We start from the raw sequence: 24,482 nt of genomic DNA, 5'->3' as shown, positions 1-24,482 counted from the left end.
CAGGCTTTTTTCAGCAGTCCGTGTTTAAAATAAGCAGAGCCGGCACATATTTTCATGATAGAAAACCTTCCGCATTTCCTTACAGCCTGCGCAGACTGTGGCAGACTCTACAGGTAAACAAAGCAAATCGAGGAGGTTTACGAAATTGGAACACAAACCTGCAGGGAACAGTCTGCTGCTTCTGACGACGATTGGTATGGTGGCCGCCTTTATGGTGTGGGGGGCGTTTTCTCCGCTCATTAACCAGTTTGGAGAGATGTATAACCTCTCAGCAACCGAAAAAAGCGTGCTTGCGGCGGTGCCGGTGCTGCTTGGTTCCATCATGCGGGTGCCGCTCGGTATTCTAACCGAAAAATACGGGGGCCGAAAAGTGTACACGCTGCTGCTTTTGTTTCTGATTCTGCCATTGACGGCGGCTGGTTTTGCCGATTCGTATGCGGCCCTTCTCGTCTGTGCGTTTTTCCTCGGGATGGCCGGTACATCGTTTGCGGTGTCGATGACGTTCGTATCGAAATGGACACCGAAAGAAAAACAGGGCACAGCGCTCGGCATTAACGCGCTCGGGAACGCGGGAACGGCAGCGGCGAGTCTGGTGCTTCCGACGATTGCACTCGCGGCCGGGATGGAATGGGTATTCTGGTCGCTGATTCTTCCGATTGGGTCGATGGCAGCCCTTCTTTGGTTCTTTACGCCGGAAACGCCGAGCGCGGATACGACCCGCACTGTCAAAGGGGAACTGTCCGTCCTCGCCTATAAGCACACGTGGATGCTGTCACTGTTTTACTTTGTCACGTTCGGCATCTTTGTAGCGTTCAGCGTGTATCTGCCGACGCTCTTGACCGATCTGTTTGAGCTCTCGGCGGTTGACGCCGGACTTCGGACGGCCGGGTTTATTATACTGGCGACATTCATCCGGCCGCTCGGAGGGTACGCCGCGGATAAAATCGCTCCCGGCCGGATTCTGACAGCCGTTTTTCTCGCCATTACGGCGGGGGGAGCAGCGATTGCCATCGGCGGGGAAAGCATGATCATGATGACCGGGGCCAGTCTCCTGCTTGCTGCCGCCTCCGGAATCGGCAACGGTGCTGTCTTTAAGCTCGTGCCAAGCATCTTTCCGGGGGCAACGGGGACCGTCACCGGTATAGTCGGCGCGGCCGGGGGGCTCGGAGGTTTTTTTCCGCCGATTATTCTCGGTGTCGTGCGCGACATGACCGGGGCTTACGCCATCGGCTTCGTTTTGCTGGCGGTCGTCAGTGCCTGCTGTCTCGTGGTGAACAGAAAATCTTACGACCGCGAGAAAAATGTACGCCGGATGAAAGAGGTGCGTGCATAAAAAAGAGGTGCCGCCTGCGTGCGGTACCTCTTTTTGTCTGGAAGAAAAGCAGCCGGACATCTGGTCCGTTATAGTCGAAAAATCGCCTTACTACGCAGAGGTTCCGGACCTGTATTCCGTTATTCTGCTGTCTGGAGAGAAAATGAGCGTTAAAATCACCGGTTAACGGCACCAATGTCCGCCCACCCTCCATTATCCCGCCCATTTAGTATGTTAACGGAACAGAGGTCCGTCTCCAATCTTCCTGCCCGGTCTTTATGCCCGTGAAAACCCTTCTTTTTCGAGAAAGTCCGCCGCTTCAGGGTATGTCGTGAAGGCCCCTTCGAGTTCAAGGCCGGCATAGATGTTCCACCCATCCCCTTCTTTCATTATGACAAGAATCTGGTCATTTGAATTGATCCATTCTTCCATCGTCATCTCTTCCGGATCTTCCTGCGGTGACATGGAATCAATCGCTTCTCTGACAATATTCCGAAGCTCATCGGCACTGTATTCGCGGATGTTGACCATCCCTTTTTCATCCGTCTTCACGCCTTTGATCTGTCCTGCATAGACGAAGCCGTTTCCGTTCGGATGGAGGTGATAGACGACATTCTTTTTATCAATCACGCTGTCTTCATAGTGGTAATTCACCCGGCCGAGCGATACTTCTTTTTGCGTCAGTTCCGGGAACGTATCAAGTATTTCGATTTTTTCTTCGAATGTAAGCATAGAACCTCCAAGTAATAGTTGATGTGTCGTCTTATTATATCACGTCATCCACCGCTTAACATCACGCCGAGAGGAGATGATGGTGCAACATCTTCCCCAAGCGCGTACCCGGATATCGGAAACATCGGAAATCCAACGTATCCCGGGGTGATGTCGTATTTATCAAAATAGATCACAAGGCTTTTATCGGCAAGGTAATATTTCTGATCCGTCCCAATCTCCGGAAAGCTGTTCAGCAGCGGAATGTCCCGCTCTTTGATCTGTGCTTCAATCATGCCCTCGATTTTCTTTTTCCAGCCGCTTCCCGGCTTAAACTGTTCGGAGAGCGTGTACGTCTTATCACGGGATGCATCTGCGGTGAGCGACTCCATGTATTCGACGGGATGCGCGAGGCCGGGGGCATTGGCAAAAAGGGAAAAAGTAAAACTCACCATGCAGCGCTGATTGTTCTTCATCGCGTAGGAACCGTCCAGCTGTGTGACCCCGGGCTCGTAATACCCGTCTTCCTGCAGCTTCCTGAACATCCCGTAGACCCGGCCGAAGATCTTTTGATTGACCGCATCCGTGCCGGGGTGCAGGAGCCATGGAAAAAAAACCGGTTCCTCCATCAGCCGGTATGTCTGTACAGAAATTGGAAAATCACATGATTTCAAAAAAAACACTCCTTTGCCGGCCTGCACGAGTAAAAATCGGCAGGCTGGTCCATAGTAATAGTAGTTCATTAAAGATATGAGACAAGGAGGGCAAACATGAAAGGTTTTTTAGGCGGTGCAGCGGCGGTTCTTCTACTGTTGAACACCGGCTGCCAGCAGCAGGAAGAGCAGGGAGCGGGAAGGCAGGAACCGTTAAAGGTTGTCGATGAAGAAGAAGGAGAGGAAGGAACGGGCTTTCCATTTTCCCTGCTGCCGGAAACAGATCAGGAACCTGATGAAGAAATGAACCGGGAGCCTGATGCAGATAGAGAAGCGGAGCCTCGTCCGAAAGCGGAGATGGAAGGTAATGATAAGCAGCAGGAAAGCGGCGGCGGACAACAGACGCAAAATAGAAGTGTGAAAGCGGAAGTCATTGCACTGACAAATGAGGAACGGGAAAAACAGGGGCTTAACTCCCTGAAAGAAGACGAGACAGTGGCCAAAGCGGCACAGGCGAAGTCGGAGGATATGGCGGAGAATAATTATTTTGCCCATCAGTCGCCCACCTATGGATCGCCGTTTAACATGCTGAAAGAATACGGGGCCGACTTCCGCTCGGCAGCTGAAAATATAGCCGCAGGGCAGGCAACGCCGGAACAGGCGGTGGAAGGCTGGATGAACAGCGAAGGACACCGGAAAAACATTTTAAATGAGGATCTGACCCATATCGGCATCGGGTATGAAGAAAATGGGAGATACTGGACACAGATGTTTATTGAAAAGTAAGAAGAATGACGCCGCCTGCGTAAAGCAGGTGGTTTTTTAATGGGTGATCGGGGGTAAAAAGAGAGTATCCGCCTCTTTTAACGAAACATGGATCTGCTTCTGCCGATTGAGGGAAGCAAAGAATACCTGATCGATATCTGTAATTCCCTGTGCGGCAAGTTCAGAGTTCAGCCAGGCTTCATCGACATTCTGACTGTGAAGTACTGGATGCTGGATAACCCCTTCGATAATGACCGGAAAAGCAATTGAAGAGGACGTCTTGATATACGGTGTATCTTCGATCGTCACCGTAGATTTGGCAGGCTTTTTCAATACACTCAGGCTGCCGTTTGCTTCGACGACCGCGGTTTCCACGTCCTCTACGTTGAAAATATCTTTTTCACGCAGGGCTTCCAGTACATTATCGACGGAATAGCGGATTTTTTTCAGGTTCTGCCGGATAATGGTGCCGTTTTGAACAACAACCGTCGGCTCAAACGTAATATACTTCCCGATTGTTCGGTTTTTCATTTTGAGCAAAGCCACACCGCGCTGCAGCAGAGCGATCAGAATCACGGCAACAGCCGTATGCAGGTGCTGAACTTTGGGATCGGCGATATCCGCCCCGACGACGGATCCAAGCGTCAATACGATTAAGAAATCAAAGACGGGCAGTTCTCCGATCGCCCGTTTGCCCATAAAGAGGGCCATCAGAAGCAGCAGAGGCAGGATGGTAATGATGCGTCCGGCTACAATAAGCAACTCAACGATGGTGTCCACAACCTTTCCCCCTTTTTGATATAGCTTTCTCCTTCCTGCTTTCATTATTCCATTCCTTTTGTAATATAAATGTATTTAAAGTGTAATATTTTTTAATTTTTACGTTTGAGAACGATAGTGAACAGGAAAGGGATGAATAGAACGAGAGAGATCGCAGTTATCATAAGGAGGATTCCATCATGTTTACTAAGATGAAACACACTCTCATCGGAACAGCAGTCCTGCTTACAGCGGCAGCAGGTGGAAGCCCCGCCGCAGCAGAGACCGGTACCGAATCGTTTTCCATGAATCACATTATCCAGAATTATTACGCCGATACCGAGTACACAGCTTCCGAAGAGACAGAAACACTGAACATTGGATTGAATACATTGGAAGGCAGCAAAGGATTTGACGACGAGAGGGCATCGCTCACCTATACGGTGGAAGAAATGTTCGATGTGGAAGATCCATCCTATATCAATGACGCGTCAGGCGAACTGGTACTCAGCGTCAGCAACCCGGAAACAGCCAGCCTTGATGAAGGGGAAAAAACGGCCGAAAAAACCATAACCCCTGAGGGTCCGGCTGCCGCCCACGAAATCAGCGTCTTCGCAGAGTCTGAGGGAGCGGCAAAGATCTACCTGAATGAGAAAAACAAAGACACCATGACCACCCTCGGCACCGTAGAGGTGGAAGTGAAATAAAAGACCTTGTGTATCTAAAACTGTCCACCAACGCTGTTTGGTGGACAGTTTTTGCAGCATGAAGGTTGAAATGTCCCGTTTTCTTTTTTTCGAGACTTTTTCAAAGCCAAACGTGGGATTTTGGCTGTAAACCCTCGTTTATGGACAGACTGTGTCGATTCCTTTTTTATAACGGATGGAACTCCCGGCTCCGGCCGCAGATGGAAGCGAGGGAGTGGAATTTGCGGTTGAGGTTTTTCCGGTCCAGGGTCAGGAGCTGTTCCCGGTGAAGGCCTTCCAACACATATTCGGTGAATTCCCATACGGTGTGTTTCACGTCACCCGAATTGGAGTGGGCAATAAGAATAAAAGCGTCGACTGCGGCTCCCAGCACCTCCAGATCTTGAAATCCATACTTGCGGATCTGATGAAAGGACGTGTACAGGTAATCGGAAAAGTCAGGCTGCGCGAGAATCAGGCGGAGGTTTCGCTCTGCATCATAATGATACGCCCGAGGCAGTTCTTTTCCCCCGAGACGGGCAAGAATGCTGCCGAGGCTCTTGATGCAGGCTACTGCGGTATTAGGGTCATTAATACCCGAAGACAGAGACCGCAGCGCAATTTCCACAATTTTCACGAGTGCCAGTTCTATCGTGTCACTCGACGATTTTTCCGCCCCGAGGGTAATAAACGGCAGGTACAGATGAGGTTGGATCGTTTTTCCCTGTTCCCAGACGGAAAGAAACGGGGCACCTTTCTCGATATAATCACTGATTTGGGCATTAATCCGGATAATGCAGTCATCCCGTTCTGCCTGCCTTATCAACCCTTTCATATCCATATGCTGAATATAACCGGACTCTGCGGCGCGCACCGGAACCGGTTCTATCGGTTTGATGTCTTCTCCTTCCCAATCCTCCCAGGGAACCGGCGGCGGGGCCGGATGCTGCTTGTCCGGAAGCTCTTTCTCGATTTTTTCCAACGTATTTTTTGTAATGTAATGCAGCAGGCTGCTTACCTGAATCCAGCTCGATACATGATGAATAAAAAAAACAAACATAAACACACAGAGAATCGCAAAAAATACGGCGAGAGACGGGGAAATAAAGACCGCTTCCCCGTTTGGGCGAAGAAAAAGCAGCAGCAGGATGGAGTAAATAATACCCGCTGTAAAAAAACCGAGCACGCGCTGTGTTTTCGCATCACTGATGAAATTTTGCAGGGTGCGCGGAGAGAATTCGGATAGATATGTTGTTAACACGACGAGAATCGTAGAGAACGTTATCGTTGTCATCGTCAATAAAGCCGCCGAAATCGAACCGAGAATGGTTCGTGCCAGATCGATGGACATAAACAGAGAAGCGGGGAGCCAGCCTGCGGTATCCGCATTCGTGAGGAAGCGGGTGTCGACGTATACGCTGGCTATTGCCACGACAAATGCAGCGATTCCATAAAGGGAAGGAACATAGAGAAAATTGGACCGGATGTTGTGAAACAGACTGCGTAGAGAGAGCACTCCTGTCACCTCCATCCTGGTAGTTTCTGCAGCCCGGCCGTCCTTTATCCCGGTAGAAATAGAAAAAGGAGGCGGAGCCATGAAGGTATTGGATCGTCTGTCTTATCATATGGAATCAAAATCCCAAAGCAGGCTCCGGCATATCAAAGCTCTCAGGCATCCCGGTTTATTCAGGATGGAGGAAAAAGACGTGTCTGCCGTCCGGCAAAGCCTTCGGTACCAGAAAACAGAGCCGCTGAATATACAGCCGGAGGAAAGGAAAATTGTCGCTTCCATCAAAGACCGGACAAGGAAGGGAGCCCGGAATAATGTGACACGGACGGAAAGTTACCGGAGCTTCTATTTCAGGCATCCGGAGCTGCACTGGGCGTTTCTCGCACATATGGTATCGAGAAACAGCGGATGGTGCATGACGGATCTGGAAGGGGAGTGGCTGCCGCGCCTGCTCCCGGAAAAGCGGAGGGAGCGGTTGTTTGATATGTATGAAAGGGCAAATTTCCTTATTTTTCAGGATGCCTTTCCGCAATTGCTGCTGTACGAGGAGAGCAGACGGCAGGGGCGGAATCTGTTCCATCTGCTTCCGGCCTTCCACGTCTCTAGGTTTATGCGGCCGTTCTGGGATCACTTCTGGAACCACCGGCGGCCTGTTCTGTTAACGACGGCACTGATCATCAACGAACAGCATTATATTGAAAAACGGGTCATTCAGGACGAATCGTTTCAGCAGGATGTATTTCACACGCTTCCATTTATCGCGCAGGAGCTCCTGCAGTTGACGCAGGTCGTGTTTCCGTACCGGGAGCAGAATGGGATCCGCCTGGCTGGTCTGATTCTCGAACACTTTGCGGCGCTTTCGGAACGTATCGAAGCCGGCAGGCAGATGTATGCCATGCTTTTCGGTATTGAATCGGTCTCTCAGGGCGCGGCGGCGTTTGCCGGCGGCGTGTCTCATACTGGATCGCGCCGGGATTACTGGCCCGGACTGTTTACAAGTACCGGCCGCGTACCTTACCGGAAGGAGCGGATCGTGTCGGAAAAAATGAATAAAGAGGCGCCGCTCTTGTACAGTCCCCGCCTCGACATGGTATGGAGAGACCGGGAGCCCGGCAGTGTGCAGCGGAAAGACTGGTTTGTCTCCACAGATGTGATGCGTTATGTGCGCACGCCCCGCATCCCTTATCATTTTGATATGACAGGCGAATACTGCTTTGGTTTAAATAAGCTGGAACGGGTGGTGCTGCTTCAAAAGAAATAACAAAAGCGGTCACGACAATATATAACGGTCCCGTCCTGCGCCGGTTCCAGCCCAGAACATCGCCGCCGTGACGATGAGAAAAATGATAACAGCGGGGGTCCAGCTCTGGTACCAGTCGTACAGCAGCCCTGTGGAAAACGGACCGAAGGCAGCCAGCAGATATCCGAAAGACTGGGCCATGCCGGAAAGCCGGGACGCCTGTTCAGCCGTGCGGGCCCGAAGCCCGAGCAGCGTCAAGGAAAGGCTGAGCGCCGCTCCCTGGGCCAGTCCAAATAACAGGACGCAGATGGTAAGTACTAGAAAAGACCCGTGGATAAAAAGACCGGCAAATCCGATCAGATAAAGTCCGCTGATGCCTGCCACAATTCCCTTTTGATGGGGAAGACGGGCGGCAAACACAGGGATGAGAAACGACAGCGGAAACCCGATGAACTGCATGATGGAAAGAAGCCATCCCGCTGTGGCCGGATCAATCCCCCGTGCCTGCAGAATTTCCGGAATCCAGGTGATCAGGCAGTAAAACAGAAAAGACTGCAGGCCCATAAAGAATGTTACCTGCCAGGCAAGGGGAGAACGCCAGACCGAGGTTCTGTGTTCGTGCTGCTCTGTGCTGCCGGTGCGTTCTGTCTGTTGTCGGAGTTGCGGCAGCCAAAGCGTTAGGGCAGGCACACATAGAAGTCCCCACGTGCCAAGAGATATATTCCAGTCCAGAGAAAAAGCGTTTGTGACAGGAAGGCTTACCCCTGAGGCGGCGCTGGCGAGAAGCACCATTGATGTCGTGTAAAGTCCGGTCATCGTTCCGACATGACGGGGAAACCGTTCTTTCACGACACCGGGAAGCAGCACATTGCAGATGGCGATTCCGCCGCCGGCGAGCGCCGTTCCGGCGTATACCAAGGGCAGCAGCCCGGCTGCGCGCATTACGATCCCGGAAGCCAGCAGCAAAAGCCCTGCAAAAATCATTTTTTCCTTCCCAACACGCAGCCCGGCAGCCGGAGCAAGCGGTGAAAGTGCAGCAAACGCAAGCAGCGGCAGCGTGTTCAGCAGACCCGCTGCTCCATTGGAGATCCCGGTATCTTCCCGGATGATTCCGATTAATGGGCCGACCGACGTGATGGCCGGACGAAGATTAAAAGCTACAAAAATAATGCCAAGGATCAGCATCAGGTTTTTCGGCGTGGTCCATGGGTTTCTTTGTTCTGTCATATGTATCATCCCTTTTCAAAAAAAAAGAAAGAGGCCGGCAGCTGCCCGGCCTCTTTCTGTATTATATCAGATGTTACTGTTTACAGAGAATCAAAATCATTGTCGGAGTCGACGAGGTTGTAGTCGGTCACGGTCGTTTCAAAGAAGTCCGCTTTGCCGGTCGTATTGTCATTATACACCGAAATCCAGCGCATCGGATTCTTTTTATGGCCTTCAAATACATGTTCAAATCCGAGCTCTTTGATACGCTTGTTAGCCATAAACTTGATGTAGCTCTCCAGCTCATTGGAGTTGATGCCTTCAATCTTGTTACCGATGATGTAATTGCCCCACTTGATTTCGAGTTCAGCTGCTTCATAGAACGTATCATGCACGAACTGGGCAAATTCCTCGGTGTTGAGTTCCGGATTTTCTTCCAGCGTCTCTTTCAGAATGTTGCAGAACAACCGCACGTGAAGCTGTTCATCGCGGTTGATGAAGTTGATCATCTTGGCGGTGCCGAGCATTTTTTCATTCCGGGCGAGGTTGTAGAAAAACGCAAAGCCGGAATAGAAGAATAATCCTTCAAGAATGACGTCATAGACGATGGCGCGGACGAAGTTTTCTTTTGTCGGATTTTCCGTAAACGCCGTGTAGCCGTCAGCAATAAATTTGTTGCGCTCAAGCAGCACTTCATCGGTTTTCCAGTATTCAAAGATCTTTTCCTGAGTCTGGCTGTCGGTCACGCTCGACAGCACATACGTGTAGGATTCGTTGTGGACGACTTCCTGAAACGCCAGAACGGACATGAGCGCCGACAGACTGGAATCCGTCAGATAATCGGCGACTTTGGAGGAAAAGTCGGTCTGGACGCTGTCGAGAAAAGCGAGCAGGCCGATGATTTTGTTAAAGGCGTCCCGTTCATCGTCAGTCAGGGTTTCATACTGGCTTCTGTCACTTCCCAGAGGGACTTCATCCGGAATCCAGAAATTACGGAGCATGTTTTTGTACATCGGATAGGCCCATTTCCGGGCGGTATCGTCCCAGTTGAGGATATTGGAGCTGCGTCCGTTAATAATCCCGGTAGACTGGTTGGGAGCTTCGGTGTCATATAATTTGCGTTTGTGAATGGTGGACATGTCTTAAACCCCTTTCCGGTAAAATCAGCTTGAGCAGCTTTCGCAGTCTTCCACTAGCGTTGAAGTGGATCTCGTGTAATACGTTGTTTTCAAACCGGACTTCCAGGCCTGCGTATGCAGATCCAGCAGCTCTTTGGCTTTAATGCTGCGGTGGATGTACAGGTTGAAGCTGACAGCCTGGTCAATATGCTTCTGGCGGGCAGCGTTCTGCTTGATGCTCCACGACTGATCAAGGTTGAACGCGGACTTGTAGTACCAGATGGTTTCGGCACTGATGTCCGGCGCGGTGACAGGAGAGCGGAAGTCTTTTTTCTCTTCAACGTGCTCCTGCCGGAAGACCGGGTCAATGCTGGCGGTGGAACCGGCAATCAGGGATGTAGTGGCGTTCGGGGCCACCGCGATCAGATAGCCGTTGCGTAGTCCGTTTTCCTGAATGGATTCAGACAGCTCCCGCCAAGCGTCATCCGTCCAGCCTGCGGACTGGCTGTCATCCGGCCCGTATGTACGCTCAAGATACGCACCGGTCTGCCATTCGCTGCCTTCAAACAGCGGGTAGGACCCTTTTTCCACTGCCAGATCACGGGATGCTTTCAGTGTCAGGTAGTTGATTTTTTCGTACAGCCGGTCTGCCAGAGCGACTGCTTCATCCGACTCCCAGGTTATTCCTTCGAGTGCGAGAAGGTGATGCCAGCCAAACGTGCCGAGACCGACCGCGCGGTACCGCTCGTTTGTCCAGCGGGCCTGCAGGACGTCGATGGTATTCAGGTCGATGACATTATCGAGCATACGTACCTGAATCGGAACGAGACGTTCCAGAACATCTTCGCGGACCGCCTTGGCAAGTGAAATTGAGGAAAGGTTGCAGACGACCATATCCCCAGGCGATTTCTCGGTGATGATGGTTCCTTCTTCGGTCAGGTATTCCTCTTTCACCGTCGTCGGGCTCATGTTCTGCATGATTTCGGTGCAGAGGTTGGAACTGTAGACGATGCCGGCGTGTTTGTTTGGATTGTCCCGGTTGACTGTATCCCGGTAGAACATGTACGGGGTACCGGTCTCCAGCTGTGACTTCATGATTCGTTTCATGATTTCGATGGCGGGAACCCGTTCACGGCTTAACTCCGGATGGTCGATGCATTCCTGGTATTTTTCCCGGAAAGAGCCGGCACCTTCCTTTTCATCATAGAAATCCTCAAGTGCCCAGCCCATAACGGTTTTTACCTCATGAGGGTCAAACAGGTACCAGTCTTCGCGGTTTTCCACTTTTTCCATGAAAAGGTCCGGAATGCAGGCGCCGGTGAATATATCATGGGTGCGCAGGCGTTCGTCACCGGTGTTCAGCTTCGCGTCGAGAAATTCAAAAATATCTTTATGCCACACGTCAAGGTAGACCGCGAAAGCCCCCTGACGCTGACCGAGCTGATCGACGGAGACAGCGGTGTTATTCAGCTGTTTCATCCAGCCCATAATACCGCCGGCCACTCCTGTGTAGCCTTTAATGTCCGAGCCGCGGCTGCGCAGTTTGCCAAAGTAGATGCCGACGCCGCCGCCGTTTTTGGAGAGGTTGGCGACATCTGTGTTGGAATCGAAAATGTTACGCAGGCTGTCATCGACGGTATCGATAAAGCAGGAACTGAGCTGGCCGGTATTTTTGCCGGCATTGGTAAGCGTCGGGGTGGCCACGGTCATGTACAGGTTCGACAGCGCCCAATATGCTTCTTTAACCAGTTCCAGCCGCTGGGAGGACGGCTCATTGATCATCAGTTTCATGGCAATAATCATGAAACGCTCCTGCGGCAGTTCAAAGACCTGGCTGTTTTTGTCGGTGGCAAGGTATTTGTGGGCAAGTGTCAGAATCCCGACATACGTGAACAGCTTGTCCCGCTCCGGCTCGATTGCTTTTTCCAGCTCCATGATTTCTTCCTTGGAATAATCCCGAAGGAGAGTCTGGTCATAGACGCCTTTGGAGCCGAGAACTTTGAGCAGGCCGTAGAGGGAGCCATACTTCTGATCGGTGTCGTACGCCCGGTTTTTTGATGCTTCTTTATAGAGACGCCGCAGGTAGATTCCCGCAGCGACATACGTCCAGTCCGGTTCATTGCGGTCGATCCGCTCCGACGCATTCAGTGCAAGAAGATGCGTAATCTGTTCGGAAGCATAGGAATCCTTGAATTCAATATTAGTCAGCACTTCATTTTTGTAATCGAGGACGGATAAATTGGAGAACCCGGCTGTTACGTCGTCGATAAAACGGCTGAGGCGCTCCCTGTCAAAGGTGAGTTCCCGGTTGCCGTTGTCTTTCGTAATTACTGTCACTTTCATTCCTCCATCGTCTTACATTGTTCCTCCATCGTCTTACGTGGTTGAGGTCTGTCTTGCTTTCCTGCTTTCTTCTGCTGCCTGGACCATGTTTTTCAGCGAATCCACCGTTTCCGGCGTATTTCTTGTTTTCAGGCCGCAGTCCGGATTAATCCAGAACAGATCCGAAGGCAGTACGCGCAGCGCGCGGTCAATCATGTCTTTCATCTCTTCTACAGAAGGAACACGTGGGCTGTGGATATCATAGACGCCGAGACCGATGCCCTTGTCATATACCGCGGTTTCAAAGGATTCGATCAGTTCGCCGTGGCTGCGGGACGTTTCGATGGAAATCACATCGGCATCGAGCGCGCGGATCGATTCGATCATGTCCTGGAACTCGCTGTAGCACATATGGGTGTGAATCTGGGTCGAAGGCTTCACATTGGACGTGGCGAGACGAAAAGCAGTCACGGACCAGTCCAGGTATTCGTCCCATTCTTCCCGCTTCAGCGGCAGTCCTTCCCGCACGGCCGGTTCGTCGACCTGAATCATGTCAATGCCTGCCTCTTCCAGCGCCTGCACTTCCTCACTCAGAGCTACAGCGATCTGGAAGGCGGTCTCCTTTCTCGGGATGTCATCGCGCTCGAACGACCAGTTCAGAATCGTCACCGGACCGGTCAGCATGCCTTTTACCGGTTTATCGGTCAGGGACTGTGCGTAACGGGACTCTTCCACCGTCATCGGCTCCTCGAAAGTGACATCATCGTAAATAACCGGCGGTTTCACGCACCGGGAACCGTAGGACTGCACCCAGCCGAAGCTTGTGAAGGCAAACCCGTTCAGCTTTTCCCCGAAAAATTCAACCATGTCATTGCGTTCGAATTCGCCGTGAACGAGCACGTCAAGCCCCACGTCTTCCTGAAGATCGATCCATTCCTTGATTTTGCCGCGGATAAATTCCTGATAGGCTTCCGGCGATTTTTCCCCTTTGCGGAACTGCTGGCGCGCAACCCGGACTTCTTTGGTCTGCGGGAAGCTGCCGATCGTTGTCGTCGGCAGAAGCGGCAGGTTCCATTTGTCGTCCTGGTATTTTTTCCGTTCGGCAAATGGAAGTTCCCGCTTCGACGGAAGGGATTCCCGTTTTTTCGTCAGGTCCGCGGACTGCTGCCGGAAGGTGCCCGCAAAAGTCTCCAGCGCTTTTTGGTTTTCATCAAACGCCTCATCGACCGCCCGTCCGTTCATCCGGTCGGTGAGAACAGTGATTTCCTCCAGTTTTTCATCGGCAAAGGAAAGCGCGCCGTAAAGGACGTTATCCAATTTTGTTTCCAGTGTTTTCGTCACCGGTACATGCAGCAGACTGCAGGACGGCTGAATGATTTTGTCCGATTCCGGCGTCAGTTTATCGATCTCCTGAAGCAGATTCTCTTTTGCCTTCAGGTCGGCGCGCCAGATGTTGCGTCCGTCAATCAGCCCGATGCCGATCGTTTTGTCTGCCGGGAATCCGTGCTGCTTGAGAGCGGCCATGTTTTTGTCATACCCGTGGACAAAATCCAGACCAATGCCGGCCACCGGAAGGGCGGTTACCTTTTCGTAAAAATGGACACCTTCAAAGTATGTCTGCAGCAAAATGGAAAGGTCCGGAATGTGCTTGGCGAACGTGTCGTAGATGTTCTGTACCACCCGGATTTCTTCTTCGGTTATCGACGGAACGAGAGAAGGCTCATCGATCTGCACCCAGGAGACGCCGGCTTCCTGCAGCTGCTGCAGGACGGTCGTATAAAGCGGAAGGAGTTCCTCAACCTTTGTTTCAAAGTCTGCGGCGTCATAGCCTTTGGACAATTTTACAAAGGTGAAGGGACCGATGAGCGCAGGCTTTGTTTCGATGCCGAGCTCCTCTTTGGCTTCCCGGTAGTCCTGAAGCGGTTTGTTTTGTTTTAATTCCGGCGTGATCCCGCCGATTTCGGGTACGATGTAATGATAGTTCGTATTGAACCATTTTGTCATTTCGCACGCAGGCGCCTCATCGGTGCCGCGGGCCATGTTAAAATATGTCTGCAGCGTATCGCCGCCGCCCTGGAAACGTTCCGGGATAAATCCGAACATCACGGCGGTATCCAGAATGTGGTCATAATAGGAAAAGTCTCCGGACGGCACAAGGGAAATGCCTTTGTCTTTCTGCTTTTTAAGATATTGGAGCCGGAGTTCTTTCATCGTCTCCAGGAATTCCTCCCTGTCGATTTTCTCCGACCAGTACTGTTCCAGTGTCCGCTTCCATTCACGATTTTCCCCGAGCCGCGGGTAGCCGGGGCTGCTGTTTGTCCAGGTAGTTCCCATATCGCTGCCTCCTTGATAAAATGAATGATGACCGTGAAAAAAGGTATTTTTACGATGCTGCGGACGGGAGAGGCGCATGTAAAAATACCCGGATGGATATATATATAACGTAAACACCTTCCTATCTCCCGTAGGTCGCGCGGTGCTGTTAAAACAGGCAGGTCTTCTGGCTTTAGTATTATCGCTGTCATGGCCTTCCCGAAAACATTCAGTGGCTTTCTCATGACGCTCTTCTGTTACAGTGGCGGGACCGCCCCGGAATTTCACCGGCTTCCCTTTTAAACCCTGAAAACTGGAATTTTCAGGGTGCCTGTTTCCGTCATATCCCGTTGATTGTAGACAAACTATATCGCTTGTACTGTGATTCTGTCAAGAGCGCTCAAACAGCATATATTGTATTTTATAACTGATATAAGCCCAATATGTACGAGGTGAAGCACAAAATGAAAGATCCGTTGCCAGAAAAATTTTTTTATCAGCCCACCCTGGAATTGGCTTCTCAGCTGCTCGGTTCTATTTTAGTGAAAAAAACAGAGCAGGGTACCGCAGCGGGAAGAATTGTGGAAACGGAAGCCTATTTAGGAAAGGAAGACAAAGCGGCGCACAGTTTTGGAAACAAAAAAACCAAGCGGACAGCCATAATGTTTGACGAACCGGGACATGTCTATGTGTTTGAGATGCATACGCACTGCCTTGTTAATGTAGTCAGCGCGCCGGCCGGGGTGCCGCAGGCGGTGTTAATACGGGCGCTTGAGCCGGTGGAGGGCATCGATTTAATGAGATGCCGGCGGAAACGGGGAAAAGATGTGGAACTAACCAACGGCCCCGGAAAGTTAACAAAAGCGCTGGGCATTACAATGGAAGACTACGGCCGCCGTTTTTCCGAAGAAACGCTGTATATCGCAAAGGGGTGGGACGCCGGAGATATTTCCTCCGGTCCCCGGATAGGAATTGAGAATACGGGGGAAGCTAGAGATTATCCCTACAGATTTTGGGAAAACGGGAATCGGTATGTCTCGAGATAAAGCGTTATCACCGGCCTCTGCCAGTCATGTAAGCGGATACCATTATCAATTACAGAGTTCAATTAATAATGTAAACAGAAAGCCGTAACGCCTTATTTGTTCATATTTTGTTAACAATTCGCGGGACAAAGAAGGTTTTGTATATTGAATGTGTTGACAAATTATTGATTACTATTGATAATTTTTATTAGAAAAAAAACATTACATCATGATTGTTCGCAATGATGATGACACTATAATTAGTGTGTGTGTATACATCCATATTTTCAAAAAGGGGACATGCATTATGTCATTAATAGGTAAAGAAGTAGAACCGTTTCAGGCTACCGCCTTCCGTCAAGGTGAATTTGTCAACGTATCTGAAGAAGATTTGAAAGGGCAGTGGAGCGTGGTGGTTTTTTATCCAGCGGATTTCTCCTTTGTCTGCCCGACGGAACTTGAAGACATGCAGGAGCAGTATGAAGAACTGAAAAACCTCGGAACAGAGGTGTACTCTGTTTCCACGGATACCCATTTTGTGCATAAAGCATGGCATGAAGCCTCGGAATCCATCAACAAAATCGAGTATACCATGATCGGCGATCCGTCGCAGCAGATTTCCCGTAACTTTGAGGTGCTGCGCGAAGAAGAAGGATTGGCGGACCGCGGCACGTTCATCATTGATCCGGACGGTGTCATCCAGACCGTTGAAATCAACGCGGACGGCATCGGCCGTGACGCAAGCACCATTATCAGCAAAATCAAAGCTGCGCAGTATGTCCGTGAAAATCCGGACGAAGTGTGCCCGGCCAAATGGGATGAAAGCGGAGAAACACTGAAGCCGAGCCTTGATTTGGTAGGTAAAATTTAAGAGAAGCGCTGTTACTCGGAGCAAAACAAAAACATGATAGTTATTTTGGGGGTTCGACGCCTGGACGGCGTCGAACTTCCTTACTGTTGAGATAAAACGAAAGAGAGGTTCCCCTATGCTCGATCAAGAGATTAAATCACAGCTTAAAGAGTATTTGAAACTGCTCGAAAACGATATTGTTCTTAAAGCGCATTTTGGATCCGATGATGTTTCCAAAGAAGTAGAGGAACTGGTCCGGGAAATCACGGGAATGTCCGATAAAATCACTATGGAAGAGGGTCAGTTCCCGAGAATTCCAAGCTTCAGTGTCAACCGTTCCGGGGAAGATACAGGCGTGGTGTTTTCCGGCGTACCGCTGGGCCATGAATTCACGTCCCTGGTTCTTGCCTTGCTGCAGGTGAGCGGACGCGCCCCGAAAGAAGAGGAAAACGTGCTGGAACAAATCAGGCAGCTGCAGGGGCCGCTTCATTTTGAAACATTTGTCAGCCTTTCCTGCCACAACTGCCCGGATGTTGTACAGGCCTTGAACCTCATGAGTGTGATCCATCCGGATATCACCCACACGATGATTGAAGGATCGGCCTTCAAAGACGAAGCGGAAGATAGGGACGTCATGGCTGTACCTTCTGTCTACCTGAATGGCAGTTCCTTCGTGGACGGCCGCCAGACCCTGAAAAGCATTCTCGAAAAACTCGGGAACACCGCTGTGGATGTGGACGCTCTCAATGATAAAGATCCTTTTGATATGCTTATTGTCGGCGGCGGTCCCGCCGGCGCCAGCGCCGCCATTTACGCGGCGAGAAAAGGGATCCGTACCGGCATCGTAGCCGACCGTTTCGGCGGACAGGTAGCCGATACGAAAGGTATTGAGAACTTCGTCTCGACCAAGTATACCGAAGGACCGCAGCTGACAGCGAGTCTTGAAGAACACGTCCGCGATTATGACGTCGACATTATGGATTCCATGCTCGCCAAGTCGCTCGAGAAAAAAGACGACTTCGAGCTGGAGCTTGAGAACGGGGCCACGCTGCACAGTAAAACCATCGTTCTTTCCACCGGCGCCAGCTGGAAAACGATAGGCATACCCGGTGAAGCGGAATTCACAAATAAAGGCGTTGCCTACTGTCCGCACTGCGACGGCCCGATGTTTGAAGGAAAAGACGTGGCTGTTATCGGCGGAGGAAATTCCGGCATTGAAGCTGCCATCGATTTGGCCGGTATCGTCAAGCATGTCACGATCCTTGAATTCCTTCCTGAATTGAACGCGGACAGCGTGCTGCAGGAACGGGTGCACAGTCTTTCCAACGTGACGGTCATTACCAATGCACGCACGTCTGAAATTTACGGGGACAGTAAGGTACAGGGTCTGAGTTATGTCGACCGCGGATCCGATGAGGAGCACAGCATCGAACTTGCCGGTGTGTTTGTCCAGATCGGCCTTGATCCAAATACCGCGTGGCTCGAAGACACCGTAGAAAAGAACAAATTCGGTGAAATCGTCGTTGATAAGACAGGCGCCACCGATGTTCCCGGCGTCTTTGCGGCAGGCGACTGCACGGATATGCCGTATAAGCAGATTATTACGTCCATGGGATCCGGAGCCTCCGCGGCCCTTGGCGCCTTTGACTACTTGATACGGAATTAATGATCAGCAACCGGCGGGATGATGCCCGCCGGTTTTTTTAACATATAAAATCCGGGTGAATGTCCCGGAACTTCGGGGAAACGATGAAACTCAGCATATAGCTTTACAAAATAATTCACAGCGGTATATAATATGATTGTTCTAAATCCCTACTAATAATATAGGTATTATAAGAAAGAGGTGAATAATATGGCGGTTCAAGCAGAAGCTGTTACCGGTCATCAACGTGAAGGCGCCAAAGAGCCTTCGCTGAATCAAGCCCAGACACCACTTGTTGTCGGAGCACTCATTGTCGCTGCTGTATTAACGGTCTTTCTGGCCGTGACACAGCAGCCAGCTCAGCCGATTCTTTTAATTCTCGGACTTTTACTAGGCTATACGTTATTTCATGCCAGATTCGGATTCACATCGGCGTTCCGTAGATTTGCCTCCGTCGGCAACGGGCAGGCGCTGCGGGCGCACATGGTTATGCTCGCGGTTGCTGTTACGCTGTTCGCTCCGATTCTTGCCATCGGCACAACCTTTTTCGGCGGAGCAGCCACAGGTAACATCGCGCCAATCGGAGTCAGTCTGGTTGTCGGCGCGTTTCTATTTGGTCTTGGCATGCAGCTCGGAGGCGGGTGCGCATCCGGTACGCTGTACGCAGTAGGCGGCGGGCGCACGGTCATGTTCGTGACTCTTTTCTTTTTCATCGTCGGCGCGACCATCGGCGCTTATCATCTGCCGTTCTGGTCGGAAGAGATGCCGTCGTTCGGCTCTGTATCGCTCGCCACATCAACCGGACTCGGTTACTTCGGTGCATGGGTCGTTTCGGTTCTCTTTTTCGGGTTCATCATCTGGTGGACCCTACGTCGGGAGAAAAAGACACAGCCGCCCCGTATGGCAGCTCTTCCGACAGCGTCCGGCTGGAAGCGGCTATTCCGCGGTTCATGGCCGCTCATTACCGCGGCTGTCGTACTCGCTGTCCTTAACGCACTGACGCTGTTGACCCGCGGAAGCGGATGGGGCGTCACGTCAGGGTTCACACTCTGGGGTTCCCAGGTCCTTCAAACGATGGGCATCGACGTGGCCAGCTGGGGATACTGGCAGGGCAGCAGCGCCGAAACGCTGCAGTCCAGTGTTTTCGCCCACGGCACGAGCGTATTGAACTTCGGTGTCATTCTCGGCGCCTTTACCGCATCTGCGGCAGGGGGACTGTTCCGTTTCACCAGTCTCAACGTGAAAAACGTATCCGCCGCTGTCCTCGGCGGCCTGCTGATGGGCTACGGTGCGCGGCTTGCGTTCGGATGCAATATCGGCGCTTATTTCACCGGCATTGCGTCCTTCAGTCTGCACGGCTATCTATGGGGCGTTCTCGCCCTCGCCGGGACATTCGTGGCACTGTTCATCCGGCCGTTATTCGGCTTGTCCGTGCCAAAATCAAAAGATTCCTTCTGCTGACAGCAGCAGCGCAGATCCTGGTTTGGATCTGCGCTTTTTTTTTTGGATTCCAGAGGAGAGTATTTTGGAAAAGTCGGACGGCTGCTGTCTCCGAACGAATGGGTAGAGGACAGTAGAGTCAGAAATGGACGGGGGGGTGTTCTGTAACATGGAATTAGAGGGCATTGTACAAGAATTCTTTGTCGGCAGTGGTATCCAGCTCTGGAATAACTCCGGATTCAGTCGTTAAGATCAGTATCGGCTTCTTTCAGCACAGAGCTGATATTTTCTCCCTGCACGAGCAGGTCGGCTTCACTGTCCATCTCTGTTTCTGTCTGATTGACAATCACAAGCCGGGCACCCTGCTGTTTGGCCTCGAGGGGAAAATGAGAGGCCGGGGCCACAGTCAGGCTGGAGGCGAGCACGATAAACAGATCAGCCCGCGCGGCTTCCTGCTGTGCCTTGGTGATTGCTTCTTCCGGAAGCATTTCCCCGAACAGGACGATGTTTGGTCGTAGAAATCCGCCGCAGAAGGAGCAGGTTGTTTCATTTTCCAGGTAACGGCGGTTTTCGGCGGTTTCCCCGCAGGAATGGCAGTGCAGGGCGGCAATCGAGCCGTGAAGTTCTGCCACCTTGCTGCTTCCCGCCTGCTGATGCAGTCCGTCGACATTTTGTGTAATAATGCTGTCGATAATTCCCTTATTTTCCCATTCCGCTAGAAGGTGATGACCGTCATTCGGTTTGACACCGACCAGTGATTCGATTCGGGACCGGTAAAAGCTGAAAAATTCATCACGATTGTTTTCCATTGCGTCAATGCTCGCCAGTGCAGCAGGATTACGATCTTTCCACAGCCCGGTGTTGGAACGAAAATCAGGGAGGCCGCTTTCAGTGGACATGCCCGCTCCCGTCATGACGACGGTGTGACCGGACTCCCGGATAAGTTCTGACAATTGGTTCATACGCGTACATCCTCCTGTATCGATGGTAAGCTGATTTTATTATGAAGGAGGAAACCGGTTGTTTTCAAACAAGGAAAAAATGGCGGACATTTGTTCCGTTATTTTTTTAAAAAAAGCTTTTTAAAGGGAGATCTGGACATCCATTCCGTTATTATTAGTTATTAAAGGAAATCCGGTGCTTCTTTTAGTAAATAACGGCATCAATGTCCGAATCAGCTCCTCCCGGGTGGAAAAATCCAGAAATAGCGGCATAGATGTCCATCGAAGAAAACAGAAAAGAGGTATCATAAAAAACAGCAGCGCTGACTCGGAAGACAGCGCTGCTTATCGTTACTTGATATTCATATTAAGAAAGGGAGTTGGTGCGGTTGAGAGGACTCGAACCTCCAAGGGCGCTATGCCCACACGGACCTGAACCGTGCGCGTCTGCCAGTTCCGCCACAACCGCAAGACAAATTCTATTCTATAAGAATCCTTTTAATAATGCAAGGGGTAATTCATAATTTTTTTTATGCACTCAAATGGTATAATGCACTAAGAAAAAAAGGAGGGCGAATCGATGGATTTTTCGTATATAACAACACATCAGAAACGTTTTATTGATGAACTGGTGGAATTCCTGCGCATTCCGAGTATTTCCACGCTGCCGGAGTATAAAGAAAAAGTGGAACAGGCAGCGGACTGGACGGCATCCCGGCTGCAGCATGCCGGCCTGGAACACGTTACGGTCATGCAGACGAACGGGCAGCCGGTTGTATACGGAGACTGGCTCCATGCTGACGGGGCACCGACGATTCTGTTTTACGGCCATTATGATGTGCAGCCGGCGGAACCGCTTGAACTCTGGCATACGAACCCGTTTGAGCCGGTCGTGGAAAACGGACGGATTTACGCCCGGGGTGCGACGGACATGAAAGCAAATGTTCTGCTTCCCATTATAGCATGTGAATCGTGGCTGAAGGAAGCGGAGGCACTTCCGGTAAATGTGAAATTCCTGTTTGAAGGAGAAGAAGAAATCGGAAGCCCATCGCTCGCTGCATTTATGGAACAAAACAAGGAACTGCTGCGGGCGGACGCGGCGATAAGCGCCGATTCCGGGCAGATGGAAGAAGAGCAGCCGGCGGCGATGGTCAGTCTCCGCGGCCTTACAGGCATTCAGATTGATGTGCGCGGCGCAGAAGGGGACCTTCATTCCGGACTTTACGGAGGTGCTGTCCCCAACAGCGCCCAGGCTCTCTCCCGTATACTCGACTCCCTGAAACACGCGGATGGAACGATTGCGGTGGAAGGCTTTTATGATGATGTCATCGAGCGTAGTGACGAAGAAAAATCGCGGATCAATGCAAATCACAGCGGTGCCGAAGTGTTTCAGCAGAAAGCAGGAGCCCGCAAACTGCATGGGGAGCCGGGTTATACCCCTGGAGAACAGACGCTTGTCCGTCCGACGCTTGATATCAACGGGCTCTGGGGAGGATATCAGGGAATTGGCGTAAAAACGGTTATTCCTGCTGAAGCCCATGCGAAAGTGACATGCCGCCTTGTCCCGGATCAGGACCCGGACGAGGTGACGGGGAAACTCCGCCGCCACGTCGAAAAGCACACGCCGGAGGAAGTGGAAGCGGTTGTTATACCGCTGGAAGGAAGAGCGTTCCCCTACATGCTGCCGGAAGATCATCCCGGACTGGAGGCGGTGGAACAGGCCGTCTGGAAAGTGGAACAAAAACATGCGGCCCGCCTCCGAATCGGCGGATCGATCCCTATTACCGGACTGCTGCAGCAGCTTCTGGATGTCCACACGATCCAGCTCGGGTTTTCCGTCTTTGATGAAGGCATGCATGCCCCGAACGAATTTTACCGGCTTCAGCAGTTTGAAAAAGGACAGAAAGTGTATACACAGCTTCTTCAGGAACTTGCGGAATACCTTGCGTAATTCCGGGGTAAAGAAAACCGGGGCTGCCATGCTCCGGTTTTTGTTTTGAGAAACAATTCATTAGAAAGTAGTGGCTGGCTATGGGAAGAGCGGATATCGACCGTTCCACATTGGATATTACATATGAAATCATTATGGTGACGCTGGCGGCGTTGTCTATCGGAACGCTTTGGTATGAGACGGGGGTGGACAATTACCTGATATGGGGGACGTGGGGCGTGTTTTTGGCCGATTTTCTCTACCGCTTATGGCGGACAGACGACAAATGGGGCTTCATTAAATCGAATCCATTTCTCGTGATTGCTGTCATCCCACTGGATGCTGTGTTTCAGTTTGCCCGCTTCGCGAGAATTCTCCACCTGCTCCGTCTCAAAACAATAACGAAATACTACACGATGCCGTTTATTCGGTTTTTGAAAAAACAGAATCTGGCCCTTGTTGCCTCCGCTGCGTTTGGTTTTCTGTTCATTACGATCATTCCGCTTTATCATCTGGAACCGGCCCTGGCCAGTTACTGGGACGCGTTTTCGAGCAGCCTGCTGTCTCTTATCTTCTTCGGTCGTTCGAATTTTGATCCGATGACCGGTATCGGGCGCTTTCTGCTCGTTCTTTTAAGTATTCTCGGAGTGGTGCTGTACGGCCTGATCATCAGTACGATATTTGACAGCTTTTATCAGTCTCAGGTTGTCCAAAAATGGGTGAAAAAAGGGAAAGAAACATGGAAAAAGCGTTCTAACCGCGGCTGATCCGGCATAGAGTGACAGTAATCCGTTTAAAAAGGCAGGTATGCGCATGAAGGAGTTTACCCAGCGGAAGTATTACAGGCCGTATGTCAGTCCGTTTGATCCATGCCCGCCGATCCGTGTCAAATCCTATGAAACACCGCCTGAACTTTATCTCGGTTATCAACCGTACAATTTGCCGCAGTACCCTCCGCAGCAGGCACTGTACTGCGGGACACTGTGGCCGGCCCTGTTTTCACCGTATGACGGCAGATACTGGGGGAGGGATCAGGCATGAGCAGTCAGGTGCAGCTTCCGAAAGAGTTTTATCCATTGATGGAAGAACTGCAGGTGGTGGATTTTGTGATTGTCGAACTGCAGCTCTATCTGGATACGCATCCCAATGATACCGCCGCGATTCAGCAGTTCAATGAAGCCTCTTACCACCGCAGGCAGCTCGTGCCGAAGGTGGAGCAGTACCTCGGCCCGCTGCAGCAGTTCGGCAACAGCTACAGCGGCTATCCGTGGAACTGGAATCAGGCCCCGTGGCCCTGGCAGATATAATGGAGGAGGCTGTGTATGTGGATTTATGAAAAAAAGCTGCAGTATCCGGTGAAAGTGAGCACCTGCAATCCGATGCTCGCCAAGTATTTAATCGAGCAGTACGGCGGGGCGGACGGGGAATTGTCCGCGGCGCTGCGGTATCTGAACCAGCGTTATTCGATTCCGGACCGGGTGATCGGGCTGTTGACCGACATCGGCACCGAAGAATTCGCCCATTTGGAAATGATCGCGACGATGGTTTACAAGCTGACAAAAGATGCCACTGCTGAAGAGATGGAGAAGGCGGGACTCGGCGCTCATTATGCGAACCATGATAACGCCCTTTTTTATCATAATGCTGCCGGCACGCCGTGGACAGCGACCTATATCCAGGCTAAAGGAGATCCTATTGCGGACTTGTATGAAGATATTGCGGCAGAAGAAAAGGCACGGGCTACATATCAATGGATTATTGATATGAGTGATGATCCGGACCTGAACGACGGCCTGAAATTCCTGCGCGAACGGGAAGTCGTACATTCCCAGCGTTTCCGTGAAGCCGTAGAAATGCTGAAAGAAGAACGGGACCGCCAGAAAATATTTTAATACGAAAAAAAGTTGCGCCAGGGTGTAGAACCCGGCGCCTTTTTTGGCTGCGCTGCTGTTTTTTCGGCATGTATCAAGGTCCGTTTGCCTGTAATGCATGTTTCGGACTGTATTGCCCTTCATTTGGCATGTAATGAAGGGCATTCGGCTTGTAAACGAAGAAA

Annotated in this window: 23 protein-coding genes, 1 tRNA gene and 1 riboswitch; of the genes, 14 read left to right on the top strand and 10 right to left on the bottom strand. The window is 51.2% G+C overall.

Features of this window, described 5'->3' with window-relative positions:
• Positions 1–145 precede the first annotated feature (145 nt).
• Positions 146–1,333: an MFS transporter gene (locus tag ACW9JV_RS12765; RefSeq protein ID WP_457335032.1), complete on the top strand. Its 1,188-nt coding sequence runs from the start codon at positions 146–148 to the stop codon at positions 1,331–1,333.
• Positions 1,326–1,499 (top strand): hypothetical protein, encoded by a 174-nt coding sequence (locus ACW9JV_RS12760; protein ID WP_457335031.1) that lies wholly within the window; start codon positions 1,326–1,328, stop codon positions 1,497–1,499. The genes ACW9JV_RS12765 and ACW9JV_RS12760 overlap by 8 nt, the downstream gene beginning before the upstream one ends.
• A gap of 89 nt (positions 1,500–1,588) precedes the next feature.
• Here ACW9JV_RS12760 and ACW9JV_RS12755 read toward each other — a convergent pair whose 3' ends face one another.
• Both ACW9JV_RS12755 and ACW9JV_RS12750 read right to left on the bottom strand, forming a co-directional pair.
• On the bottom strand, positions 1,589–2,044 hold the full coding sequence (locus ACW9JV_RS12755) for a hypothetical protein (protein ID WP_457335029.1): 456 nt from the start codon (positions 2,042–2,044) through the stop codon (positions 1,589–1,591).
• Between the two features lie 44 nt (positions 2,045–2,088).
• A complete protein-coding gene (locus ACW9JV_RS12750) occupies positions 2,089–2,697 on the bottom strand; it encodes an RsiV family protein (protein WP_457335027.1) in 609 nt (202 codons plus the stop codon).
• Positions 2,698–2,793: 96 nt separating this feature from the next.
• Here ACW9JV_RS12750 and ACW9JV_RS12745 point away from each other — a divergent pair, with 96 nt between their 5' ends.
• Positions 2,794–3,462: a CAP domain-containing protein gene (locus ACW9JV_RS12745; RefSeq protein ID WP_457335025.1), complete on the top strand. Its 669-nt coding sequence runs from the start codon at positions 2,794–2,796 to the stop codon at positions 3,460–3,462.
• A 36-nt stretch (positions 3,463–3,498) separates the two neighbouring features.
• Here the strand turns inward: ACW9JV_RS12745 and ACW9JV_RS12740 are convergent, their stop codons facing one another.
• Complete coding sequence (locus ACW9JV_RS12740) at positions 3,499–4,221, bottom strand: DUF421 domain-containing protein (RefSeq protein WP_457335023.1); 723 nt, start codon at positions 4,219–4,221, stop codon at positions 3,499–3,501.
• A gap of 179 nt (positions 4,222–4,400) precedes the next feature.
• On the opposite strand from ACW9JV_RS12740, the gene ACW9JV_RS12735 reads away from it, so the two are divergent.
• Positions 4,401–4,907, top strand: coding sequence for a hypothetical protein (locus tag ACW9JV_RS12735; protein WP_457335021.1), 507 nt, complete (start codon positions 4,401–4,403; stop codon positions 4,905–4,907).
• A gap of 166 nt (positions 4,908–5,073) precedes the next feature.
• Here ACW9JV_RS12735 and ACW9JV_RS12730 read toward each other — a convergent pair whose 3' ends face one another.
• Positions 5,074–6,402, bottom strand: a complete 1,329-nt coding sequence (locus ACW9JV_RS12730) for a DUF2254 domain-containing protein (RefSeq protein ID WP_457335019.1) — start codon at positions 6,400–6,402, stop codon at positions 5,074–5,076.
• Positions 6,403–6,481: 79 nt separating this feature from the next.
• Between ACW9JV_RS12730 and ACW9JV_RS12725 the strand changes: the two genes are divergently transcribed.
• Positions 6,482–7,657 (top strand): DUF2515 family protein, encoded by a 1,176-nt coding sequence (locus ACW9JV_RS12725; protein WP_457335017.1) that lies wholly within the window; start codon positions 6,482–6,484, stop codon positions 7,655–7,657.
• Positions 7,658–7,666: 9 nt separating this feature from the next.
• Here ACW9JV_RS12725 and ACW9JV_RS12720 read toward each other — a convergent pair whose 3' ends face one another.
• The 4 genes from ACW9JV_RS12720 to metE form a co-directional block, all read right to left on the bottom strand.
• On the bottom strand, positions 7,667–8,863 hold the full coding sequence (locus tag ACW9JV_RS12720; protein WP_457335015.1) for a CynX/NimT family MFS transporter: 1,197 nt from the start codon (positions 8,861–8,863) through the stop codon (positions 7,667–7,669).
• A gap of 80 nt (positions 8,864–8,943) precedes the next feature.
• Positions 8,944–9,981 (bottom strand): ribonucleotide-diphosphate reductase subunit beta, encoded by a 1,038-nt coding sequence (locus ACW9JV_RS12715; protein WP_457335013.1) that lies wholly within the window; start codon positions 9,979–9,981, stop codon positions 8,944–8,946.
• Between the two features lie 24 nt (positions 9,982–10,005).
• Positions 10,006–12,303: a ribonucleoside-diphosphate reductase subunit alpha gene (locus ACW9JV_RS12710; protein ID WP_457335011.1), complete on the bottom strand. Its 2,298-nt coding sequence runs from the start codon at positions 12,301–12,303 to the stop codon at positions 10,006–10,008.
• 33 nt (positions 12,304–12,336) lie between these two features.
• Positions 12,337–14,616, bottom strand: coding sequence for a 5-methyltetrahydropteroyltriglutamate--homocysteine S-methyltransferase (metE, locus tag ACW9JV_RS12705; protein ID WP_457335009.1), 2,280 nt, complete (start codon positions 14,614–14,616; stop codon positions 12,337–12,339).
• Between the two features lie 139 nt (positions 14,617–14,755).
• Positions 14,756–14,945: riboswitch (cobalamin riboswitch) on the bottom strand.
• Between the two features lie 114 nt (positions 14,946–15,059).
• On the opposite strand from metE, the gene ACW9JV_RS12700 reads away from it, so the two are divergent.
• The 4 genes from ACW9JV_RS12700 (at position 15,060) to ACW9JV_RS12685 (ending at position 19,576) form a co-directional block, all read left to right on the top strand.
• Positions 15,060–15,641, top strand: a complete 582-nt coding sequence (locus ACW9JV_RS12700; RefSeq protein ID WP_457335007.1) for a DNA-3-methyladenine glycosylase — start codon at positions 15,060–15,062, stop codon at positions 15,639–15,641.
• A gap of 286 nt (positions 15,642–15,927) precedes the next feature.
• A complete protein-coding gene (gene ahpC / locus ACW9JV_RS12695) occupies positions 15,928–16,491 on the top strand; it encodes an alkyl hydroperoxide reductase subunit C (RefSeq protein WP_457335005.1) in 564 nt (187 codons plus the stop codon).
• A 115-nt stretch (positions 16,492–16,606) separates the two neighbouring features.
• The gene (gene ahpF, locus ACW9JV_RS12690; protein ID WP_457335003.1) at positions 16,607–18,136 is read left to right on the top strand and encodes an alkyl hydroperoxide reductase subunit F; all 1,530 of its coding nucleotides are present in this window, start codon (positions 16,607–16,609) and stop codon (positions 18,134–18,136) included.
• A gap of 189 nt (positions 18,137–18,325) precedes the next feature.
• The gene (locus ACW9JV_RS12685; RefSeq protein ID WP_457335001.1) at positions 18,326–19,576 is read left to right on the top strand and encodes a YeeE/YedE family protein; all 1,251 of its coding nucleotides are present in this window, start codon (positions 18,326–18,328) and stop codon (positions 19,574–19,576) included.
• A gap of 218 nt (positions 19,577–19,794) precedes the next feature.
• Here ACW9JV_RS12685 and ACW9JV_RS12680 read toward each other — a convergent pair whose 3' ends face one another.
• Positions 19,795–20,517 (bottom strand): NAD-dependent protein deacylase, encoded by a 723-nt coding sequence (locus ACW9JV_RS12680; protein ID WP_457334999.1) that lies wholly within the window; start codon positions 20,515–20,517, stop codon positions 19,795–19,797.
• Positions 20,518–20,877: 360 nt separating this feature from the next.
• Positions 20,878–20,965, bottom strand: a tRNA-Leu gene (locus tag ACW9JV_RS12675).
• A 111-nt stretch (positions 20,966–21,076) separates the two neighbouring features.
• Here ACW9JV_RS12675 and ACW9JV_RS12670 point away from each other — a divergent pair.
• From ACW9JV_RS12670 to ACW9JV_RS12650, 5 genes are all read left to right on the top strand, one after another.
• The gene (locus ACW9JV_RS12670; RefSeq protein WP_457334997.1) at positions 21,077–22,447 is read left to right on the top strand and encodes a dipeptidase; all 1,371 of its coding nucleotides are present in this window, start codon (positions 21,077–21,079) and stop codon (positions 22,445–22,447) included.
• An 80-nt stretch (positions 22,448–22,527) separates the two neighbouring features.
• Positions 22,528–23,193 carry a hypothetical protein gene (locus ACW9JV_RS12665; protein ID WP_457334995.1) on the top strand — a complete coding sequence of 222 codons (666 nt, stop codon included), beginning with the start codon at positions 22,528–22,530 and terminating at the stop codon, positions 23,191–23,193.
• A 46-nt stretch (positions 23,194–23,239) separates the two neighbouring features.
• Positions 23,240–23,467, top strand: a complete 228-nt coding sequence (locus ACW9JV_RS12660; RefSeq protein ID WP_457334993.1) for a spore coat associated protein CotJA — start codon at positions 23,240–23,242, stop codon at positions 23,465–23,467.
• Complete coding sequence (locus ACW9JV_RS12655; protein ID WP_457334991.1) at positions 23,464–23,733, top strand: spore coat protein CotJB; 270 nt, start codon at positions 23,464–23,466, stop codon at positions 23,731–23,733. The genes ACW9JV_RS12660 and ACW9JV_RS12655 overlap by 4 nt, the downstream gene beginning before the upstream one ends.
• Positions 23,734–23,748: 15 nt before the next feature.
• Positions 23,749–24,318: a manganese catalase family protein gene (locus tag ACW9JV_RS12650; RefSeq protein WP_457334989.1), complete on the top strand. Its 570-nt coding sequence runs from the start codon at positions 23,749–23,751 to the stop codon at positions 24,316–24,318.
• Positions 24,319–24,482 lie beyond the last annotated feature (164 nt).

It is taken from the genome of Salibacterium sp. K-3 (assembly GCF_054052005.1).
Note: the sequence above shows the minus strand (reverse complement) of the source record. Positions and strands in the feature narration are given on the sequence as shown.

Coding starts and splice junctions, on each gene's coding strand:
- ACW9JV_RS12735 (WP_457335021.1), top strand. CDS start 4,401: ATGTTTACTAAGATGAAACACACTCTCATCGGAACAGCAGTCCTGCTT.
- ACW9JV_RS12700 (WP_457335007.1), top strand. CDS start 15,060: ATGAAAGATCCGTTGCCAGAAAAATTTTTTTATCAGCCCACCCTGGAA.
- ACW9JV_RS12650 (WP_457334989.1), top strand. CDS start 23,749: ATGTGGATTTATGAAAAAAAGCTGCAGTATCCGGTGAAAGTGAGCACC.
- ACW9JV_RS12720 (WP_457335015.1), bottom strand. CDS start 8,863: ATGACAGAACAAAGAAACCCATGGACCACGCCGAAAAACCTGATGCTG.
- ACW9JV_RS12725 (WP_457335017.1), top strand. CDS start 6,482: ATGAAGGTATTGGATCGTCTGTCTTATCATATGGAATCAAAATCCCAA.
- ACW9JV_RS12755 (WP_457335029.1), bottom strand. CDS start 2,044: ATGCTTACATTCGAAGAAAAAATCGAAATACTTGATACGTTCCCGGAA.
- ACW9JV_RS12745 (WP_457335025.1), top strand. CDS start 2,794: ATGAAAGGTTTTTTAGGCGGTGCAGCGGCGGTTCTTCTACTGTTGAAC.
- ahpC (WP_457335005.1), top strand. CDS start 15,928: ATGTCATTAATAGGTAAAGAAGTAGAACCGTTTCAGGCTACCGCCTTC.
- ACW9JV_RS12670 (WP_457334997.1), top strand. CDS start 21,077: ATGGATTTTTCGTATATAACAACACATCAGAAACGTTTTATTGATGAA.
- ACW9JV_RS12710 (WP_457335011.1), bottom strand. CDS start 12,303: ATGAAAGTGACAGTAATTACGAAAGACAACGGCAACCGGGAACTCACC.
- ACW9JV_RS12715 (WP_457335013.1), bottom strand. CDS start 9,981: ATGTCCACCATTCACAAACGCAAATTATATGACACCGAAGCTCCCAAC.
- ACW9JV_RS12655 (WP_457334991.1), top strand. CDS start 23,464: ATGAGCAGTCAGGTGCAGCTTCCGAAAGAGTTTTATCCATTGATGGAA.
- ACW9JV_RS12685 (WP_457335001.1), top strand. CDS start 18,326: ATGGCGGTTCAAGCAGAAGCTGTTACCGGTCATCAACGTGAAGGCGCC.
- ACW9JV_RS12680 (WP_457334999.1), bottom strand. CDS start 20,517: ATGAACCAATTGTCAGAACTTATCCGGGAGTCCGGTCACACCGTCGTC.
- ACW9JV_RS12660 (WP_457334993.1), top strand. CDS start 23,240: ATGAAGGAGTTTACCCAGCGGAAGTATTACAGGCCGTATGTCAGTCCG.
- ACW9JV_RS12665 (WP_457334995.1), top strand. CDS start 22,528: ATGGGAAGAGCGGATATCGACCGTTCCACATTGGATATTACATATGAA.
- metE (WP_457335009.1), bottom strand. CDS start 14,616: ATGGGAACTACCTGGACAAACAGCAGCCCCGGCTACCCGCGGCTCGGG.
- ahpF (WP_457335003.1), top strand. CDS start 16,607: ATGCTCGATCAAGAGATTAAATCACAGCTTAAAGAGTATTTGAAACTG.